General features: G+C 38.3%; 13 protein-coding genes and 1 pseudogene. 13 read left to right on the top strand and 1 reads right to left on the bottom strand.

The annotated features are described in order from the left end of the window. Nucleotides 1-173: 173 nt before the first annotated feature. The 5 genes from AXE83_RS03495 to AXE83_RS03515 all read left to right on the top strand — a co-directional run bounded on the left by AXE83_RS03495 (nt 174) and on the right by AXE83_RS03515 (nt 6,931). The gene (locus AXE83_RS03495; protein WP_237370553.1) at nt 174-2,489 is read left to right on the top strand and encodes an MBL fold metallo-hydrolase; all 2,316 of its coding nucleotides are present in this window, start codon (nt 174-176) and stop codon (nt 2,487-2,489) included. Between the two features lie 295 nt (nt 2,490-2,784). Beyond that, a protein-coding gene (prfB, locus tag AXE83_RS03500) for a peptide chain release factor 2 (RefSeq protein WP_150114517.1) occupies nt 2,785-3,880 on the top strand; the annotation gives its coding sequence in 2 pieces (ribosomal slippage) (nt 2,785-2,856 and nt 2,858-3,880; 1,095 coding nt in all). 15 nt (nt 3,881-3,895) lie between these two features. Continuing rightward, the gene (ftsE, locus tag AXE83_RS03505; RefSeq protein ID WP_060955458.1) at nt 3,896-4,588 is read left to right on the top strand and encodes a cell division ATP-binding protein FtsE; all 693 of its coding nucleotides are present in this window, start codon (nt 3,896-3,898) and stop codon (nt 4,586-4,588) included. After that, complete coding sequence (gene ftsX / locus AXE83_RS03510) at nt 4,581-5,507, top strand: permease-like cell division protein FtsX (protein ID WP_060955459.1); 927 nt, start codon at nt 4,581-4,583, stop codon at nt 5,505-5,507. Before ftsE ends, ftsX begins: the two co-directional genes overlap by 8 nt. 269 nt (nt 5,508-5,776) lie before the next feature. Continuing rightward, entirely contained in the window at nt 5,777-6,931 is a 1,155-nt protein-coding gene (locus AXE83_RS03515) for an MFS transporter (RefSeq protein ID WP_060955460.1), read from the top strand. Between the two features lie 305 nt (nt 6,932-7,236). Here AXE83_RS03515 and AXE83_RS03520 read toward each other — a convergent pair whose 3' ends face one another. After that, complete coding sequence (locus AXE83_RS03520) at nt 7,237-7,854, bottom strand: TVP38/TMEM64 family protein (protein WP_060955461.1); 618 nt, start codon at nt 7,852-7,854, stop codon at nt 7,237-7,239. A gap of 136 nt (nt 7,855-7,990) precedes the next feature. On the opposite strand from AXE83_RS03520, the gene AXE83_RS03525 reads away from it, so the two are divergent. From AXE83_RS03525 to AXE83_RS03560, 8 genes and pseudogenes are all read left to right on the top strand, one after another. Continuing rightward, a complete protein-coding gene (locus AXE83_RS03525; protein WP_060955462.1) occupies nt 7,991-10,645 on the top strand; it encodes a DEAD/DEAH box helicase family protein in 2,655 nt (884 codons plus the stop codon). A 78-nt stretch (nt 10,646-10,723) separates the two neighbouring features. Continuing rightward, nucleotides 10,724-13,714: a type I restriction endonuclease subunit R gene (locus tag AXE83_RS03530; protein ID WP_060955463.1), complete on the top strand. Its 2,991-nt coding sequence runs from the start codon at nt 10,724-10,726 to the stop codon at nt 13,712-13,714. Between the two features lie 27 nt (nt 13,715-13,741). Continuing rightward, entirely contained in the window at nt 13,742-14,956 is a 1,215-nt protein-coding gene (locus AXE83_RS03535; RefSeq protein ID WP_060955464.1) for a hypothetical protein, read from the top strand. A 2-nt stretch (nt 14,957-14,958) separates the two neighbouring features. Then, nucleotides 14,959-16,764 (top strand): ATP-binding protein, encoded by a 1,806-nt coding sequence (locus tag AXE83_RS03540; protein WP_060955465.1) that lies wholly within the window; start codon nt 14,959-14,961, stop codon nt 16,762-16,764. Nucleotides 16,765-16,795: 31 nt separating this feature from the next. Beyond that, nucleotides 16,796-18,298, top strand: coding sequence for a hypothetical protein (locus AXE83_RS03545; RefSeq protein WP_190279320.1), 1,503 nt, complete (start codon nt 16,796-16,798; stop codon nt 18,296-18,298). Between the two features lie 12 nt (nt 18,299-18,310). Next, complete coding sequence (locus AXE83_RS10480; RefSeq protein ID WP_083500980.1) at nt 18,311-19,465, top strand: restriction endonuclease subunit S; 1,155 nt, start codon at nt 18,311-18,313, stop codon at nt 19,463-19,465. Nucleotides 19,466-19,480: 15 nt separating this feature from the next. Beyond that, nucleotides 19,481-20,356 (top strand): annotated as a pseudogene (locus AXE83_RS03555) (HAD family hydrolase); the annotation flags it as partial. A gap of 113 nt (nt 20,357-20,469) precedes the next feature. Next, complete coding sequence (locus tag AXE83_RS03560; protein WP_060955467.1) at nt 20,470-21,225, top strand: hypothetical protein; 756 nt, start codon at nt 20,470-20,472, stop codon at nt 21,223-21,225. The last annotated feature ends 1 nt before the right edge of the window (nt 21,226 follow it).

Consider the following 21,226-nt stretch of genomic DNA (forward strand, 5'->3'; position numbering starts at 1 on the left):
GTGAATGGACACTAGAGAAGTTTTAAGGAAAGAAGTGATAGATTTGAAAAAGTTAAGGAAGTCAATCTTACTCGGCAGGTTCTGGAAATCGTATTCACTTTATCAATACCAAGGGAGCTTCAGGAAGTGATGCCATTCTATTGGAGAGTAATGGACATTATGCCCTAATCGATATGGGAGAAGATTATGATTTTCCAGATGGAACGGATCCACATTATCCAAGTAGAGTAGGTATTTCAAGACAAAATGAGCTCGTTTTAGAAGATAGGCTATTTCGCCATTTAAATCAACTGGGTATTCAGAATTTTGATTTTATCTTAGGAACTCATGTACATAGTGACCATATAGGTGGCGCGGATGAAATTCTAAAACGTTATCCAGTCGGAAAACTTTATTTAAAAAAATATACTGATGAGAGAATTACCAGTAAATGGCGTTTGTGGGATAACCTTTTTAATTATGATAATGCACTCAATGCTGCTCGTGAAAAAGGAGTAACTATTGTTCAAGATATTAAGGAAGAAGATAGTCGTTTCAAATTGGGTGATATGGATATCCAACTCTATAATTATAAGAATGAGTATGGTCCAGATGGCAAATTAAAGAGAGTTTACGATGATAATTCGAATTCCTTGGTTGCAGTAGTATCCGTTGCAGGGAAGAAGATATATCTTGGTGGTGACTTAGATAATGCTGAAGGTGCTGAGAATAGATTAGGTCCAGAAATTGGCAAAGTAGACATGATGAAATGGAATCATCATTATGATGCTCAAATTTCAAATACCATTCCTTTTTTAGAGTCACTTTCACCTAGTATGGTTGTGCATACATCTTCTTATGATGCAAATCTGGCATCAACAAGAGATTATCTAAAACAGAAGAATGTTCAAGTGGTCCATGCATCTAGTCTAACTAAGGATGCAACGGTATTTAATATTGCTGATTCTGGTTTTACAAATGTTTCTGATTCTTTCCCAGATATTCCTACAGTATCTGAAGGATGGTATCAAGAAGATGGTTACTGGAAATATCGTTTGACTGATAATGAAATGGCCATTGGGTGGCGAACGATAGATAATATCTATTATTTCTTTAACGGTAAAGGTCAAATGCAGGCAAACAAATGGATTCATTTGAATGATAGCAGGGAAAAATTGGAAGGCAACTGGTATTACCTCAATAGCAATGGTAAGATGCAGTATGAGGGCTGGTTTAAGCAAGATGGTTCTTGGTACTATATCAGCTCTACAGGTGCAAGACTTTACAATGAACTAGCTGAAATAGGTGGCAAAAAGTACCTATTTGATAAAGATGGTAAAATGCTTACTGGCTCACAAGTCTTTAATGGTAAGAAAATGTTCTTTGCAAGTAGTGGGGCATTACAGTCAGATGAGACAGGCTCTGGATGGCAAAAAATTGAATCGAACTGGTACTACTTTGATGAAGAAGGAAAACAAATAGTTGGTAAAAAAGAAATCAATGGAGTAACCTACTACTTTGATAATAAGGGAGTTATGCAAACAGGTTGGGCCTTGATTGAAGGGCATTGGAACTATTTTGCAAGTTCCGGAGCGATGAAAACAGGTTGGATCAAGGATAAAGATACTTGGTATTACTTGGATAAAGAAGGTGTTATGCTAACTGGGCTCCAAGAGATCGAAGGTACTCGCTATTATCTAAATGCAAGTGGGGCTATGCAAACTGGCTGGAAATGGTTTGACAATCATTATAGCTACTTCACAAGTAGTGGAGCAATGAAGACAGGTTGGCTCAAAGATAAGGGTCTTTGGTACTATCTAGATAAAGAAGGTATCATGCAAACTGGCCTACAAGAAATTGAAGGTGCTCGCTATTATCTAAATGCAAGTGGGGCTATGCAAACAGGTTGGAAATGGTTTGATAATCATTATAGTTACTTCACAAGTAGTGGAGCAATGAAGACAGGCTGGCTCAAAGAAAACGATCTTTGGTATTATCTAGATAAAGAAGGTATCATGCAAACTGGCCTTCAAGAAATCGAAGGAACTCGCTATTATCTAAATGCAAGTGGAGCCATGCAAATCGGTTGGAAATGGCTTGATAATCATTACTACTACTTTGCAACTAGCGGAGCTATGAAGACAGGCTGGTTCAAAGATAAGGACACATGGTACTATCTAGACAAGGAAGGCATCATGCTAACAGGTCTTCAAGAGATTGATGGCTCTCGTTATTATCTCAATACTAGCGGCGCAATGGAGACTGGTTGGAAACAGTTGAATGGCAACTGGTACTATTTCCAAGCAGATGGTTCACTTCTAAGAAATGGAACAACACCTGATGGCTACAAGGTCAATCAAGATGGTATTTGGAGCTTAAATCCTGTAAAAGAGGAAGAAGTTCAGGGAAATCAAGAAGATCCTAAGAAGGATTCTGATAAGCCGGTAGATAAGGAAGAAAAATCAGCAGATGCCCAAGAAACTTCGACTTTGAAGGCAGATAAAGAATAAGTGCTTTCTACCTCATACTAAGTCTTTGAGAAAGTTCCCTATGTGCTAGTATTTCAGTAACTACCTAGCTTTCTCATGAAATAGTATTTATATACATCTCAAAGAATTTATCAATGTTTTTAGGATGAGAATATTGATCAGCTTTGGGATGTTTTTTGATTCTTTACCCCTAAATTGTTGAAAACATTCTCTTAGTCTTCAAATCGAAATATTTTGATAAGAAATTTTAAAAAACACCGATTAGATAAATAAGAAAAATTATGGTATAATAAAACGATACAAAAAAGGAGTATATATGGACATTTCAGAAATCCGTCAGAAAATTGACGCCAATCGTGAAAAATTAGCTTCTTTTAGGGGGTCTCTTTGACCTCGAAGGGTTAGAAGAAGAAATTGCCATTTTGGAAAACAAAATGACAGAACCTGATTTTTGGAACGATAATATTGCGGCCCAAAAAACGTCGCAAGAATTAAATGAACTTAAAAATACCTACGATACCTTCCATACCATGGAAGAGTTGCAGGATGAGGTTGAAATCTTACTAGACTTTTTAGCAGAGGATGAGTCTGTCAAGGATGAGTTGGTTGAGAAGCTAGCTGAGCTAGATCAGATGATGACTAGCTATGAGATGACTCTGCTCTTGTCAGAGCCTTATGATCATAATAATGCTATTTTAGAGATTCACCCAGGATCTGGAGGAACAGAAGCCCAAGACTGGGGAGATATGCTCCTTCGTATGTACACTCGTTACGGAAATGCTAAAGGCTTCAAGGTTGAAGTCTTGGACTATCAAGCTGGTGATGAAGCAGGAATTAAGTCGGTGACCTTGTCTTTTGAAGGGCCAAATGCTTATGGACTTCTCAAGTCAGAAATGGGAGTTCACCGTTTGGTACGTATCTCACCATTTGACTCAGCTAAGCGTCGTCACACCTCCTTTACTTCTGTAGAAGTTATGCCAGAGTTGGATGATACTATTGAAGTTGACATCCGAGAAGATGATATCAAGATGGATACTTTCCGATCGGGTGGAGCAGGTGGACAAAACGTCAACAAGGTTTCAACAGGTGTCCGCTTGACTCACATTCCGACAGGGATCGTCGTAGCATCAACCGTCGACCGTACTCAGTACGGAAACCGTGACCGTGCTATGAAGATGCTTCAGGCGAAACTCTATCAGATGGAGCAGGAAAAGAAAGCTGCTGAGGTAGATGCCCTTAAGGGGGATAAGAAAGAAATCACATGGGGTAGCCAAATCCGCTCCTATGTATTTACCCCTTATACCATGGTCAAAGACCACCGTACCAGCTTTGAAGTTGCGCAAGTAGATAAGGTTATGGATGGAGACTTAGACGGCTTCATCGATGCCTATCTGAAATGGCGTATTAGTTAATAGAAAGGAAGTCACATGTCGATCATTGAAATGAGAGATGTTGTCAAAAAGTATGACAACGGGACAACAGCCCTACGTGGCGTCTCTGTGAGTATTGAACCAGGAGAGTTTGCCTATATTGTAGGTCCTTCAGGTGCAGGTAAGTCAACCTTTATCCGTGCCTTGTATCGTGAGGTTAAAGTAGAAAAAGGAAGCTTGCAGGTTGCAGGTTTTAATCTTGTGAAGATTAAAAAGAAAGATATTCCGCTCCTTCGTCGTAGTGTTGGAGTTGTCTTTCAGGATTACAAACTTTTGCCAAAGAAAACTGTTTATGAGAACATTGCTTACGCAATGGAGGTTGTCGGTGAAAGCCGTCGTAATATCAAAAAACGTGTTATGGAAGTCTTGGATCTTGTTGGTTTGAAACACAAGGTTCGTTCATTCCCTAATGAATTGTCAGGTGGTGAGCAACAACGTATCGCCATTGCGCGTGCTATCGTAAACAATCCTAAGGTCTTGATTGCGGACGAGCCAACAGGTAACTTGGACCCAGATAACTCATGGGAAATTATGAACCTCTTGGAACGTATTAATCTTCAAGGAACCACAGTTTTGATGGCAACCCATAACAGTCAAATCGTAAATACCTTGCGCCACCGCGTCATTGCCATCGAGAATGGTCGCGTGGTTCGTGACGAAGCGAAAGGAGAGTACGGATACGATGATTAGTAGATTTTTCCGCCATCTATTAGAAGCTTTAAAGAGTTTAAAGCGTAATGGATGGATGACCATTGCTGCTGTCAGTTCGGTCATGATTACCTTGACCTTGGTTGCTATTTTTGCCTCAGTTATCTTTAATACTGCAAAATTGGCGACGGATATTGAAAACAACGTCCGCGTCATGGTTTATGTTCGTAAAGATGTTGAAGACAATAGCGAAACCATTGTTAAAGAAGGCCAGACAGTCACTAACAATGATTACCACAAGGTCTATGATGCCCTTAAGGCTTTGCCATCAGTTAAAAATGTAACCTTCTCAAGTAAAGAAGAGCAATATGAAAAGCTGACTGAAACCATGGGTGACGAGTGGAAGGTTTTTGAAGGTGATGCCAATCCCCTTCATGATGCCTACATTGTCGATACCAATTCACCAAGTGATGTGAAACCAGTCGCTGAAGAAGCTAAGAAAATCGAAGGAGTTTCTGAGGTTCAAGACGGTGGTGCCAATACGGAGCGTCTCTTCAAGTTGGCGTCCTTCATCCGTGTATGGGGATTGGTCATTGCAGGACTCTTGATTTTCATCGCAGTCTTCTTGATTTCAAATACCATCCGTATTACCATCATTTCACGTAGTCGTGAAATCCAAATCATGCGTTTGGTTGGTGCCAAGAACGGCTACATCCGTGGCCCATTCTTGCTGGAAGGTGCCTTCATTGGACTATTGGGAGCAACCCTTCCATCTATCATGGTTTATCTTATCTATAACCGTGTCTACCAATCTGTTAACCCATCATTGGTTGGACAAAACCTATCTCTGATTACACCAGATACCTTTATTCCTTTGATGGTTGGTCTCTTGTTTGTTATCGGAATCTGTATTGGTTCACTTGGATCAGGAATCTCAATGCGTCGATTCTTGAAAATCTAAGACAATTATTATTGATAAAACACATAAAAGTGGGATGCAATCGAGTACTCGGAGAGTCAGATTGTCCTGCTTTTTTGTTTTGAACTTGCCTACAAGTTGCTTGCCAATTTTTGGGAAACAGTGTATGATAAGAAAGGACCTTTTTGACATAAGAGCTGACGAAAGAAGCTGGCAATCCGATGATAGAAGTAGTGAATAGACACTTTCATCAAGCGATACAAGCAATCACGAGCTCTTTCTAGCTAAAATGAATGAAATATGAGGATAAGATGAAACAATTTTTAGAAAAGGCGAGCGTGCTCTCTCTGTCGTTAGTATTGATCACATCGTTTTCAATCTCGAGTGCCCTCCCTGCTATGTTTGACTATTACCAGGGTTATTCGACAGGTCAAGTCGAGCTTTTGGTTAGTCTCCCTTCCTTTGGAATTATGGCCATGCTCTTATTGAACGGAGTTTTGGAACGCATTTTTCCTGAGCGTCTCCAATTAACCTTGGGACTTTTGATCCTTTCAATCAGTGGAACTGCACCTTTCTGGTATCAAGATTACTACTTTGTCTTTGTCACTCGTCTTCTTTTTGGACTGGGTGTTGGGATGCTGAACGCCAAGGCTATCTCAATCATCAGTGAACGATACCATGGTAAAACTCGTATCCAGATGCTTGGCTTTCGTGGTTCTGCCGAGGTAGTAGGTGCCTCTATCTTAACCTTGGCGGTTGGGCAACTTTTGTCCTTTGGCTGGACTGCCAGTTTTTTAGCTTATGCTGCTGGATTAGTTGTTCTAGCTTTATTCCTCCTTTTTGTTCCCTACGATAAAGAAGAAGGGAAAGTTTCTAAGCATAAACATGAAGAGCTTGAGCGCCTAACTCCAACTATGAAGTGGCTCATCTTTTATTTGGCTATTGCTGCATCGGTTATTGTATGTACCAATACAGCCATAACCTTCCGTATTCCAAGCCTTATGATTGAGGCAGGATTTGGAGATGCTCAGCTTTCTAGTCTAGTCTTAAGTGCCATGCAGTTGATCGGGATTTTAGCGGGACTTAGCTTTTCCTTCCTAATCTCAGCCTTTAGAGAAAAACTCTTATTGGTAGCAGGGATTACCTTTGGTGTGGGTCAGATTATGATTGCTCTAGCCCCTTCTCTTTGTCTAGTTGTGGCAGGCTCAGTCTTGGGAGGTTTTGCCTATAGCATCGCTCTCACAACCGTCTTTCAGTTGGTTTCTGAGAAAATACCTGCCAAGCTTCTCAATAAAGCAACTTCCTTTGCAGTTTTGGGATGTAGTTTTGGTGCGTCATTAACACCCTTTGTTCTTTCAGGAATTGGCTTAGTAACAACGAATGGTCGAATGACCTTTATCATTCTAGGAGTATGGATGATTGTTACTTCTTGTCTGGTTTCCTATCTATTGAAAAAGAGAGTTTAAAAAGCGAAAAGATGATGAGTTTGCGAGTCCTTAAGCATACAGTGAAGTGTTGAAAGTTATGTAGAGTAAAAATAATTATTAACAGAGTTTTATGGAGTATAGAAGGCTCAGAAATGCTACAATCAGTTCCCCTATCAAAGGCTCATTACTCATACAAAAAGAGGTCGGGATTTTGTCCCGGCCTCATTCTTTTTTGTAATTTTATACTCAATGAAAATCAAAGAGCAAACTAGGAAGCGAGCTACAGGCTGTACTTGAGTACGGCAAGGCGAAGCTGACGTGTTTGAAGAGATTTTCGAAGAGTATTAAAGTCTTTGCCAAAAGAAGTCAATGATATAGGTCAAGCCATAAGTATAAACCACGAGGGTAAAAGGCTTGGTCAAGACGATAATAGTCATGTAACGCTTGAAGCTCATTTTGGTCAGAGCTGCCAGCATACAGAGAAAGTCTGCTGGACTAACTGGCCAAATCATCATAAAAATAAAGAAACGGTCAAAACGATTGCCCTTATCCAACCAGCCAATGTACTTATCATAGGTGCGCTTACTGACGACAGACTGAACAAAGGGGGCTCCGTAGAGACGCACCAAGTAAAAGATAATGGCGCAACCAATAACAATACCAATATAGTTGTAAATCGTCCCCACGATATGCCCGTAGATAAAGACACCGGCAACGGATGTCAGAGCACCAGGAATGATAGGAACAACCGTCTGCAAAATCTGTAAAAAGATAAAGAGTGGTGGCCCCCAGATACCAGCCTGTTGGATAAAGGCAGATAGGGTTTCCTTAGAATGCAAGACTCCAGCCTGATAGGCCCAGATACAGAAAATCAAAGTACCAACTCCACCGATGATGGAAGAAATATTAATTGCTTGCTGTAGAAGGGGAGAAACAGCTTTCATTTCTTTATCGTGTGACATGTAAACTCCTCTTGTGTAGTATGATTCTACTATACCATATTTTAAGGAGAAAGACTACATGGGAAACTTCGTGTGACTTAGTCTCAAGTATGGTAAAATGGGAATAAGAAAATGACAGCTTAGAATGAGGAAAATCATGTTAGGATTGAAGTTTAATGGCACTTGGCGCAACTACCAAAAACAGGTCTTGGATAACTTCCAAGAATACCAGGCAGATGGCCATGTCCACTTGGTGGCAGCACCAGGTTCTGGTAAAACAACCATTGGGATTGAGTTGATTGCTCGCTTTGATAAGCCTGCCCTCGTTTTGGTACCGACGGTTACCATTCGGGAACAATGGGTAGATAGGATTCGCCAGGCCTTTTTAGAGGATGAGGACCAGATCACAAGTCTCGTGTCTCAAAATCTCAAGGACATGAAGCAAATCACCATCGCCACCTACCAAGCCTTTCACAGTGCCATGCAACAAGTACAATCGCAAGAAGATAATGGAGAGGTTGAGGACTTTGTCGGATTTGACCTAATTGCCAGCCTCAAGGAAAAGGGCGTTGAAACCCTCTGTCTGGACGAATGCCATCATTTGAGAAATGAATGGTGGAAAAGCCTAGAAGACTTCCGTAAAAATTACCAACAACTGCAAGTTATCTCTCTCACTGCAACACCGCCTTATGACAGTGAGCCAGAACTCTGGGATCGCTATCTCCAGATGTGTGGTGAGATCGACCAAGAAATCACGGTGCCAGAACTAGTCAAGGAAGACACCCTCTGCCCTCACCAGGACTTTGTCTATATCTGTTTTCCGACCAAGGAAGAAGACAAGAAACTGGAAGAATTTGAGGATACCAAGTGGCAGTATGTCAGCCAACTAGTGGTTGATCCTGATTTTCAAGAGTTGATTAAGAGTTCCAAGGTTCTCAAAGGGGAAATCTCTGCGGATATGCTCCTCGAAGATCCCAAGTATCTTTCAGCCCTCCTCATTTATCTTCAGGCTCAAAAGCTGGAAATTCCCAAGCATCTACGAGATTTATTAGGTGCTGAAGGCTTGCCTGCCCTCAATTACTACTGGCTCGAAGTCCTCTTGCAAGGCCTTCTCTATCAGACACCCGACTGGTATGAGGATCCACAGGAGACAAATAAAAAGATAGAAGCTGAATTGAAATCAAGAGGATTGATTGAAAAACGTCAGGTCTTCTTGGTCAAATCCAAGGCCAATGACCAAATCCTCAATCAATCTCTAGGAAAACTGGCTGGCATCGCATCTATCTTTGAAACCGAGTATGCTAGTCTAGGTCAGGACTTGAGACAGTTAGTCTTGGCGGACTATATCCGCAAGGATTTTGCTAGTTATCTGGGAGATAACCAAGCACCAATCACGCAATTAGGTGTACTCCCATACTTTGAAACTATCCGCCACAGTGCTCAGAAACAGGGGATTTCTGTTCCCCTAGCAGTGCTTTCGGGAAGTGTGGTTATCGTGCCAACTAGTGTTAGGGAGGAACTCCAAGCACTCTTGCCAACAGTCGCTTTGACCTTCTCAGCTATTGGTCAACTAGATCCAGATGCCTATCTTCAGGTAGGTTTCCCCTCAACCTGTAAAGGTATGGTAGGGGCTGTAACTGAACTCTTTCAGAGGGGTGCCATCCAGGTCTTGGTCGGCACTAAGTCTCTCTTGGGAGAAGGATGGGATGCGCCTTGCGTCAACTCTCTCATCTTAGGAAGTTTTGTCGGAAGCTTTATGCTCAGCAATCAAATGCGGGGCCGTGCTATCCGTATCTGGCCAGGGCATCCAGATAAGACCAGCAATATCTGGCACCTGGTCGCTATCAAACCCTATACAAAAAATTTTTTCTTGCGGGAAAAGGAAAATGAAGAGGAAGTAGAGAAGGATAATCCCTATCAAGATTTACTGAGTCTAATTCGTCGTATGGAGCATTTTCTAGGTTTATCCTATAAGGAGGATACCATCGAGACAGGTCTGGATCGCTTGAACTTCCCTAAACCACCCTTTAAGAAAAATAAGATTCAAGCCTATAATCAGAAAATCAAGGAATTGTCCAAGGACCGTACCACCCTTCGCAAAAAATGGCAGGAGGCGTTGGTAGTTGCGGATAAGCTAGAGATTGTCAATGAGGTAGCAACAGATCGCAAGCAGATCCCTCTGCTCACTCTTGTTGATGCTGAAAAATGGCTCCGTTATTCCTTTATGCTAACGGCCCTCAATCTCCTCTTTTATATCTTTAGGGTCCGTGGAACTAGTATTCGCTGGTTGTTTGGACTGAGTATCCTCTTTCTAGCCTACACCGTGATTCGCTATTTCTTTTACAAGAGTCCTTATGTACGCCTACGGCAGGCGGGTGAAGGTATTCGTAATGCCATGCTAAAGATGGGGCATTTGTCCGATGACCAGTCGCGCGTGCAGGTAGAGGAAGATAAGGAAAGTTATAGCATTTTTGCCTATCTTAAGGGGGGCAGTATGAGAGATAAGGAACTCTTTTCTCAGACCTTGGGTGAATTCTTTGCTCCCGTGGACAATCAACGTTACCTGTTAGTAGCTCAAAAAGCACCAGCAGGTCAATACAAGTATTTTGTAGTTCCTAGCCTCTTTGAAAAGCGCAAGGAAGAAGCTCAGCTCTTTCTGGACTCCGTCGCACCTCAGCTAGGTGATTATCAGCTGGTCTACACCCGTAACGAAGCGGGTAGAAAAGTCTTACTCGAAGCCCGACTCAAATCCCTAGCCAATAAAAATGACCGCCTCCTCACCAAGAAGAAGGTCAAAAGTGCTTTGAAGTAGGGAGGGAGAAGAAGTTTATTTCACTTGGAATATGATATAATAATAACTAGAATGTCAACCTCTGAAGGAGAAATATAGATGCAGGTAAAACCAGAACTGGAAATAGAAAAACAACTGATAAACCAGCTGGTAACTGGTGAAAGCCAATGGACTTATAGAGAAGACTTAAAAACAGAAGAACAACTATGGGACAATTTCTTTGAGAAAATAGCCCAAAACAACGTTGCTCTGCTAGCAGACCATCCCTTGACTGAGCAGGAAAAACGCCAGATTCAGAACCAACTCAACTTTGTCAGCTACTATGATGCTGCCAAGTGGTTGGTCGGTGAAAACGGCATTGCCAAAGTCGAAGTTCAAAGAGAAGATGCAAGTCTAGGTACCATCCGTTTGTCGGTCATTTGGCGTGACAATATCGCAGCAGGAAAATCTAGCTACGAAGTTGTCAATCAAGTCCAACGAGAAAAAGTAAATCCTCTGGACCAAGACCGTAGACTGGATGTTACTCTTCTCATCAACGGCTTACCCATGATTCAAATCGAGCTCAAGAGTTCCCAAGCAGCCTTTATCGATGCCTTTCATCAGATTAAAAAATATGACTGTGAAGGGAAATTCCGTGGTATCTACTCTAGCTTGCAGATGTTTGTTGTGACTAACAAAGTAGATACTCGCTATATCGCTGCAGCTCGTGAAAATAAACTTAACAAGCAATTTCTAACCAAGTGGGTGGATAAAGACAATCATCCTGTGACAAATCTGACCAGTTTTGCTCATGAAGTCCTTTCGATTCCTCGTGCCCATCAGATGGTCATGCAGTATTCTGTCATTGATGATAGCAAGAAATCTCTCATCCTCTTGCGCCCCTACCAGATCCATGCTATCGAAGCAGTGCAGGAAGCCTCTCGCCAGCAAGCATCAGGTTATGTTTGGCATACGACAGGTTCAGGGAAGACCTTGACCTCTTATAAGGTAGCGAGAAACCTCCTTCAAATCCCATCTATCCAAAAGACGATTTTTGTCGTTGACCGCAGGGACTTGGACCAACAGACCACTTCATCTTTTCTCTCTTATGCGACCAATGATGTCATCGATATCGATGAGACGGACAATACCCATGATTTGGTCAAGCGCTTAGGAAGTAATGATAAGCGAGTCGTGGTGACAACTATCCAGAAAATCACTACCATGATGCGCAAGTTTGACCAAGGTCTTTACCAACGAGATGCAGACAAAATCAAGGGACTCCGAGTGGCCTTTGTCGTGGATGAATGCCACCGTGCCGTGACACCACAAACACAAAAGGACATTAAAGCCTTTTTCCCTCAGTCCCTCTGGTATGGATTTACAGGCACGCCAATCTTTAAGGAAAATAAACGCCAGCAGGTCGGCGATCTAGCCCAAACCACCCAGCAACAGTATGGAGACCGTCTCCATGAGTATACAGTCAAGGAAGCCATCCATGACGGAGCTGTCCTAGGCTTTAAGGTAGATTATCGCAATACCCTCATCACAGACCAGGCTGAAAATGAAATACCTGATACCGTCTATGAGAATGAGGAACACATGCTGGAAGTCTTGGGTGCTATTATCAATAAATCACGCCAACAACTAGGCTTCCAAAAAGGAGTGGGCAATACCTACAATGCTATCCTGACTGTCAAGTCTATCCCTCAAGCCCAAGCCTACTATGACCTTCTCAAAAGAGTCAAGGCTGGACAGACACGAGTCAAGGTATCTGAGAGAGTCAAGATGGTCCTTCCTGACTTTCCAAAGGCGACTATCACCTACTCCGTTACGGAGAATGAAGAAGACTCAAGAGCCAACCAAGACCACATGAAGCAGGTCTTAGAGGACTATAACCAAGAGTTTGATACTCACTTTATCATGGCGGATCTTCGTGGCTTCAATACCGATGTCAATAACCGCTTAGCAAGAAAACAAGATAAGTATCTCTATCGCAATGAACAGTTGGACTTAGTTATCGTGGTCAATCGTCTCTTAACAGGATTTGATGCGCCTTGTCTATCGACTCTCTTTATCGACAGAAAGCCCATGCAACCGCAGGACTTGATTCAGGCTTTTAGTCGAACCAATCGTATCTTTGATTCTAGTAAGAACTATGGCCATATCATCACCTTCCAAAAGCCTCTAGCCTTTAAGGAAGCAGTCGATAATGCCCTCAAACTCTACTCAAATGGTGGAGAAAATGATGTACTAGCACCTAGCTGGGAAGAGGAAAAGAGAAACTTTTTGAGAAGTTGTAGCGACTTCCAAAATCTCATCACAGATGATCCCGTCGAAGGATTCCAACTGGAACAAATCTCTACGCCTCAGTTGAGAAAAATCGCCAAGGCCTATCAAGGATTTGATAAGTACCTAGCTTCTATCCGAGTGTATAAAGAGTATGATGAGGACGAAATCTACGCCCAAACGGGACTCAGTACAGAAGACTTGGAAGTTTATCTTGGTTTTTATCAAAATATCCTAGCAGAGTTGAAAAGTCGAATTGAAGATGATAACGACGATGGCGAACCACTTGATATCCATTATGAACTAGAGTCTATCCAAGTAGATGAGATTAACTACGCCTATATCCTGACCTTGATCCAAAGCCTGCTCGATCAAGAGAAAAGTCAGGAAAAGAGTCTCAGCGCACAGGATAGAGAAGCAGTGGATAACTATATCCAAAGTCTGGAGAAGACCAATCCAAATCTGGCACAGATCATCTCAGAGCTTTGGCAAGAAGTACAGGCAAATCCCGACCGCTATAGAGGTCAATCCATCGCCAATATTCTTGACCAGATGATTGAAGCAGTCATCCAGCAGCATATCCAAGACTTTAGTAAGATCTGGTATGTGGGTGAAGATGAACTCCGCTACTATGTTCATCACTATCGCAAGGGAGCGAAAAAACAACTAGGAGAAAGTCAACTGACCAAGAGCCAGCGCTACAAGGACTATAAAGTTGAGGTGACAGATGCCCTCAACCCACTCCTCTATAAAAAACAAATCAAAGAAGCCTATACCCAACTGATCGAAGAAGTGATTGAGCCGTTGAGAGTTGGGAGATAGAGGACAATTGAGTAAGGAGAGACAAAGATGTCAGATAGAAGTGCAGAAAGCTCTATAACAGGTTATAGTTATCAATTTCTAATTACGATTTTGCATATTTTAGAAAGCAATATGGAAAGTGAGTGTATTATTGAGGGAATAGAAGATTTAGATATTATTAATGCTGATGATAGATATTTAAATCAATATAAATATCATGCAGGAAAGAATATTACTAACTCTTTAATCTCAAAGCCTGTAATATTAATGCTGAACCATTATTTAAAATGTGGTGGGAATAATTTTAAATATAAATTATTTATTCATGGGAATGACAGACAATATACGTTAGATATCAATAACTTAAAAGAAATATTAACTCTTAAGACAGGAGAAGGGTATAAAGAAGAGGACTTGGAAGATGCATATAAAGACGATGAAAAATTGAAACTCTTTATTCAACTTTTTTCAATCTGTGTCACTGATAAATTTGATATTTTAGAAGAAAAAGTAATTCATAAAATTTCAGAGCTGATGAATTTAGATGAACAAACTGTTAGATTATCAATCTATCCTCTCGCATATAAAAAGATTAATGATTTAGCCCGCAATGATAAAGAGTGTGATAGGAAAACAACCGGTCGTAAGTTTATAGATATTCTTAAACAAACAAACAAAATAATTGATTTAGTGACGTTAGCTAGAATTAAAGAAGAAAAAGAATTTTTGAATTATTTCAGACGTGAATTAAAGTTATTAGGAATTAAAAAAAATAATTCAGACCATATATTTGTTATGCCTAATGATCATAATACTGTTGATTTGATAATAGGTTTAGCACAAAATTTTGTATATCAAGGCAAAAATGCTGATAATAGAACGCCCCTCTTTGTTGTTGAAAACATAGATGGTCTAAAACTAAAATTAATATCTGAAATTGAAAAAAGAAATCTTGAGATGTTTTATAATGACGGTTTTGAGGACATCAAGTTTTTTATAAAAAAATTCAAGCAAAGTAATACAGTAGAACTAAGTGCAAGTCGCAAGAAGATTAACGCTATTTCAAATTTTAATTTTCGGTTGATTTCAAAAGATACATTTATAGAAAATCAGAATGAAATAAGAACGATTTTAAGTAATCAGGTTGTATTTTATTTGGATAATTTAGTTATCCGTAACAGTTTATCTATTCCAAATAGGGAATTTTTAATTCCTAATAATGTAAACAATACAGTTATTTTACAAATTTTTTCAGGAGATTGAATATGTCAGAGGATTATAATAACAAGGATAATCAATTAAGGGTTAAAAGTTTTGAACCTAATTTAGTTCAAATTGAGATTGTTGATTTTAAAAAATGGAAAGAAGAGAATAGTGAAGAATCAATAAAAATTGGTTCTGTTTTAAAAATTGAAGACGGTAATAATAATAATATTCTGTGTATTGTCAAAAGTTTTAAAATGATTGAAAAGTTTGATGATGATGTCTCTAAATTATCCGATAACGTATATGAAGGCAATTTTATAATAAATACACAACCTATTGGAAGATTACAAGATGGTACATTCAAAAAAGGTATAAATGATATTAGTATTCCACCTAATGGAGTTAGTGTTGCTTCCATGGAAGAATTAGAGAAAATATATTCTATGGAGAAAATGCAGGATTCCAAAGATAATATACTAGAATTTGCAAAACATAATTTATATTCTAATATTGGTATAAAGTGTGATGGAGATAAGTTATTTTCGAAACATCTGGCCATTGTTGGTTCTACTGGATCAGGAAAATCTTGTGCTGTTGCAACTGTTATTCAAACATTGAACGTCGAAATTGAAAAAAAGAATAATACTCATGTTTTGATTTTTGATATTCATGGTGAGTATAAAAAAGCTTTTCCTAACTCAAATCATTTAGCTCTTCAGGATAATAGTCTGAAAATTCCTTATTGGTTGATGACATCTGATGAATTAGAGGATTTGTTTATTGAATCGTCAGATTTAAACGCATATAATCAAATTTCTCAGTTTAAATTTGCAGTTACTCAAAATAAGATTAAGTATAACTCTGAATTAGATAATATCGATTATAATTCACCTGTGTATTTTAGTATTAACGAAGTAAGAAATTATCTTTACAATAAAAACAAAGAAACACATTATGTTGAGGATGGTGAGGAGTATTTAGCTGTATTAAATGTAAAAGGTAAAGACGAAAAACTTGTATCGTCGGAAATAAATCACTTTTGGGAAGCCTTGAATTTTGAAACTTCAACAGGAAATTCAAAACACAAAGTGTTCAATCAAAAAGTGGCTAAAGCTGGAGGCTTTACAGGTGAGTTCGAACGTTTTATTTCTAGAATTGATACTAAGTTAAAGGATAAACGTCTTTCTTTTATTTTACAGGAATCAGAGTTTGAAGAAGGCTCAAATAGTTTTAATATGTATATAGAAGAAATAAAAAGAATGATAGGATACTCTAAAAAAAACAATGTAACTGTAATTGACTTAAGTACAGTTCCCTTCGAGATTGTATCAATTATCGTTTCTGTTGTTTCTAGAATTTTATTTGATTTTGCATTTCTCAAAACTAAAATTAAAAATGAAAATGATACTCCCTATATGGTTGTGTTTGAAGAAGCCCACAAATATATTCCAAGAAATAATTCAGCTAGATATAGCAATTCTAGGCTGTCAGTTGAGCGGATAGCAAAAGAAGGACGAAAGTATGGCCTATCAGCAATGATTGTTAGTCAAAGACCATCTGAACTATCTAGCACAGTGTTTTCTCAATGCAATAATTTTATAGTGATGCGACTGAGCAATCCAGAAGATCAAGGTTTTGTAAAAAGTTTATTACCTGAAGCTTCGATTAGTTTTGGCGATGAAATTGCAAATCTGGAGCAGAGAGAAGCATTGTTAGTAGGGGATGCATTTACATTACCTATGATTGCAAGAATGAACGATGCGAATCCAACACCGAAGTCTGATGATGTAAATTTTTATAGTTGTTGGCAAGAAGACTGGAAAGATGTGAAATTTGATTTTATAAATACTGAATCAAGAAAATAATATTATAACAAAAAGAACAAAAGGAGAATTAATGAAAGTTGGTTTTTTATTTGGAGCAGGGGCAGAACTGTCATATGATATGCCAAATGGTGGAAAATTTGCGTTGGATATTTTTAGAAGAGATACTTCTTTAGCTAAAGAAGAGTTTAAGAAAAATAGATCTAGAATAGACCTGGGTTCTAATTATGCAACTTCTTGGCTTCCAGAGGATTTTGAGACGAAAAATATTGGTTCATTTGGTGAAAGTGTATTTAATCATATTATAAGTGATACTATTACTAATAATAGATCATATATTGTTGCTAGAATTAATGGATTAGACAGAGTTGCTGAATCTATTATAAATAATACTCATGTTACCTATAGACAAAAAGTTTCAGATGATTTAAACAAGAATTTTAGTGATATAAATATTAGACATCTTCTTTCTTATAATGAATGGTTTTCGGAGGGGAATTCTTTGTTTAACAGTCGTTATTTTGCATTACTTCTTGTTTACTATAATGAATACACTGGATTTAGTGATTCTGATAAAGAATCTTTAGGTGAAATAATAAAGTCTATTTTTCAATTGCATATTGGTGCATTAAGTGAAAAATTATCAAGGAATATTCAAGAGAATATTTTTTCAAAAGATGAAATGAATTTGGATATATTTGATGATTTAGGTAGCAGTCTGTCAATAAATTATCATTCGGCCGGTGTTAAGGGGTTAGAACTACTTTCAAAGGTCAAAATTAAGGATATGCATTGGATTGTAGAATTTGGATTTGAACTAATTGAAAAGATATACGCTGATGTACTTGATTACAAATCTGTTATTGATAGTTACTGGCATTATTTATATTTTCCGTCAACAGAATGGGCAAAATTTTGCAAGATTTCAGTTTTCTTACATTCAGTGCGAGAGTATATTGCTAATGAATGTCCATACGATAAAGATAAAACAGGATATTATGATGATTTAGCTTCACAAAATAGATTTACTGTGAGCACAATTGCTACTTCAAACTATGTAAATTCTTTAATTGGTGAAAAGTTAAAGGAATTTAACGATAAATTAATATATTTAAATGGAAGTATCAATGACTATTATGATCCTTATATGAATACCATAATATCATATGAAGATTTTAAATCTTATAAACATTTTGCTGTCCCTCTTATTTTTACTCAGAGCGGAACAAAGCCAATGACATCCATTGATATGTCGATTAAATATGTAGAATACTATAATAAATTGAAATCATCAGATGCTATTTGTTCTATAGGATTTGGTTTCAATCCAGATGATGAGCATATTAATGGGGTAATAAGGTCCTTGGTAGATAGAGATAATAAAACACTAATAATTGTTGATGTAGTAAATGATAAGTCTGAAAGCGAAAGAATCGACGAGTTAGTACAAAAATTAAAAATCACTAACGATCAAAATATAAAATTAGTCATTGTTGATTATGAGAGAACATGTGAAAGTTTACCTTGGATAGATAAAGTATATGAGTTGATTTCTAATCCTGTTAATAATAAATAGAGAGTTGATAGAATGGCAGTGTTATTCATACCATATATCAGATTTAATAAATTTGATAATGAGTGGTTTTCTAAAAAATTAGACCTTGTGTCAAAAGTAACAATGGGACAATCACCAGATAGTAAAAACTATACTGATAATCCAGAGGATTATATCTTAGTGCAGGGTAATGCAGATATGCAGAATGGTAGAGTTGTGCCAAGAGTCTGGACAACCCAGATTACAAAGTTAGCCGAAAAGGGTGACTTGATTTTAAGTGTTCGAGCACCTGTTGGAGATATTGGTACGACGGATTATCCTGTAGTTCTAGGTCGTGGTGTAGCCGCAATAAGAGGAAATGATTTCCTGTTTTATTTGTTGTCAAGAATGAAACAAACTAACTATTGGTCAAAATTTTCTACAGGTTCAACTTTTGAGAGTATTAATTCCAGTGATATAAAATCAGCTGAAATTTGTTTACCTGGCCAAGCCGAACAATCCGCTATCGGCTCCCTCTTCCGCACCCTCGACGACCTTCTGGCTAGCTACAAGGACAATCTTGCTAACTACCAATCTCTCAAGGCAACCATGCTCTCCAAGATGTTTCCTAAAGCTGGACAGACAGTACCTGAGATTCGTTTGGATGAATTTGAAGGTGAGTGGGAAAATAAAATACTTTCTGAAGTTACAAATATTACAATGGGACAATCTCCCAAGTCAGAAAACTATACAGATAATCCGAATGATTATATTCTAGTCCAAGGGAATGCAGATATTAAAGATAAGCAGGTCGTTCCTAGATTATGGACCACGGAAGTTACTAAAACGGCGGAAATTGGCGATATAATTCTAACTGTGAGAGCTCCTGTTGGTGATATTGGTAAAACGGATTACAATGTAGTTATTGGGCGTGGAGTTGCAGCAATAAAAGGTAATGACTTTATTTTTTATACTTTAGAAAAAATGAAAATGACGGGTTTCTGGAATAGATTTAGTACAGGTTCAACGTTTGAATCAATTAGTTCGAATGATATCAAAGAAGCAATTATTCAAATTCCAACTCTCAAAGAACAACAAGCCATCGGATCCTATTTCTCAAACCTTGATAATCTCATTAACTCTCACCAAGAAAAAATTTCTCAGCTAGAAACACTTAAGAAGAAACTTTTGCAGGATATGTTTATATAAAAGGAGTGCAGTAAAATGTCAAAAGTAAAATCAGAAACGCTAAAGAAAGAAGAAAAACCTGTAGTAGCTATCTGCTATGATTTTGATAAAACGCTGTCTCCTGATGATATGCAAGCCCAAGGATTTATACAGAAGCTTGGGTATGAAATCAGTGAATTTTGGAAGAAATCCAATGGTTTTGCCAAGGCTAATAATATGGACAAGAATCTTGCCTATATGTTTACGATGAAAACAGAGTCTGAAGGGACAGTCCTATTTACAAAGACAGAGTTAGCTAAGTTTGGTTCAGAGGTAGAACTATTCCCAGGAGTCGAAGACTGGTTTGAGCGTATTCGAAAATATGGTGAAGAAAACGGAGTTATTGTAGAGCATTACATCATTTCATCTGGTTTGAAAGAAATGATAGAGGGGACTTCAATAGCTAAAAATGGTGCTTTTAAGAAAATTTATGCAACTTCTTTTTATTGTGATGAAAAGGGTGTCGCAGTCTGGCCTGCTCAAGTTGTTAACTACACCAATAAGACTCAATTTCTTTTTAGAATTACCAAAGGTATTTTAGATGTCAATGACGATGCAGTGAACGATTTTGTTGCTGAAAGTGATTTACGAGTTCCTTTTAGAAATATGGTTTATTTAGGGGATAGTGATACAGATATTCCGTGTATGAAGCTAGTCAAAACAAGAGGTGGCTACTCTATCGGTGTATTCAATCCAAAAACCAATGACAGAAGGAAAGTTCATAAAATGACTCAGGATAAACGTATTGATTATTTTGTTCCAGCTGACTATTCAGAGAATACAGAACTTGATAAACTAATCAAGACGATTATTAAAAAGACGGCTTATAATGAATTGTTAGAAAACAAGAAAAATGCTAATAAACTTGAAGCAAGCTTAAGAAAGAGAAAAAGAAATCCAAAACTAAGGTAATTGTTTGCTAAATTAAAAGAATACCGATTAAGATTTATCGATGCTCGTATATTTGTATACAAGAAGGAGTTGCCATGGTATCTGTAACACAACGTATAAAAGAAATTAACCAACCTCGAGGTGGTTATCTGCCCATCAAGTTATTTTCAGTAGAGCAGTTCGAAGATCACAGAGTTTTGAATCCTGTAGAGTCTGTATCTCCTAGTTTAGTGGGGATTTGTGTGGACTACTTGACCCGTTTTATGAAAGGGGCAGAAGCCAGTGATGCTTTCAGAATATCTCTCTTGGGAGCTCAGATGGTGGGCATGGGAGACCTAGCAGAAGCACTGCTCGATTTGGTGACAGGATTGGACGATTTATCGATAGAAAGTGCTTGTCGTTTAGCGTCCTTTGATGTCGTTTTTCGTGCAGGGAAGCAGTATTATAAGCCTTTTGAGGAAATTTCAGTAGATGCAGAAACGATAGAGAATATTTGTATCATGGTGGAGCGAAGTCTTTGTTTCTTCGATCTTTATGGTCCTTTGGTAAAAGATGGCTTTCATTTTCTTGGAGGTTATACAGATACGATTGACAAGGGTGATGGAGATTTTCTGACCAAGGATACATTATGGGATTTTAAGGTGACTAAAACAGCTCCTAATAAAGACCATACGCTACAAGTCCTTGTATACTATATCATGGGCTTACATTCTTTTGACCCTGACTTCCTTTCTATCGAAAATCTTGGATTTTATAACCCTCGAAAAAATATTGTTTATCAACTTCCAGTCTCTTCTATTCCTTTAGATTTGATTCGAACGATTGAAAATGAAGTGATTTGTTATAAATGAT

This window comes from Streptococcus sp. oral taxon 431 (assembly GCF_001553685.1).
Classification (GTDB): domain Bacteria; phylum Bacillota; class Bacilli; order Lactobacillales; family Streptococcaceae; genus Streptococcus.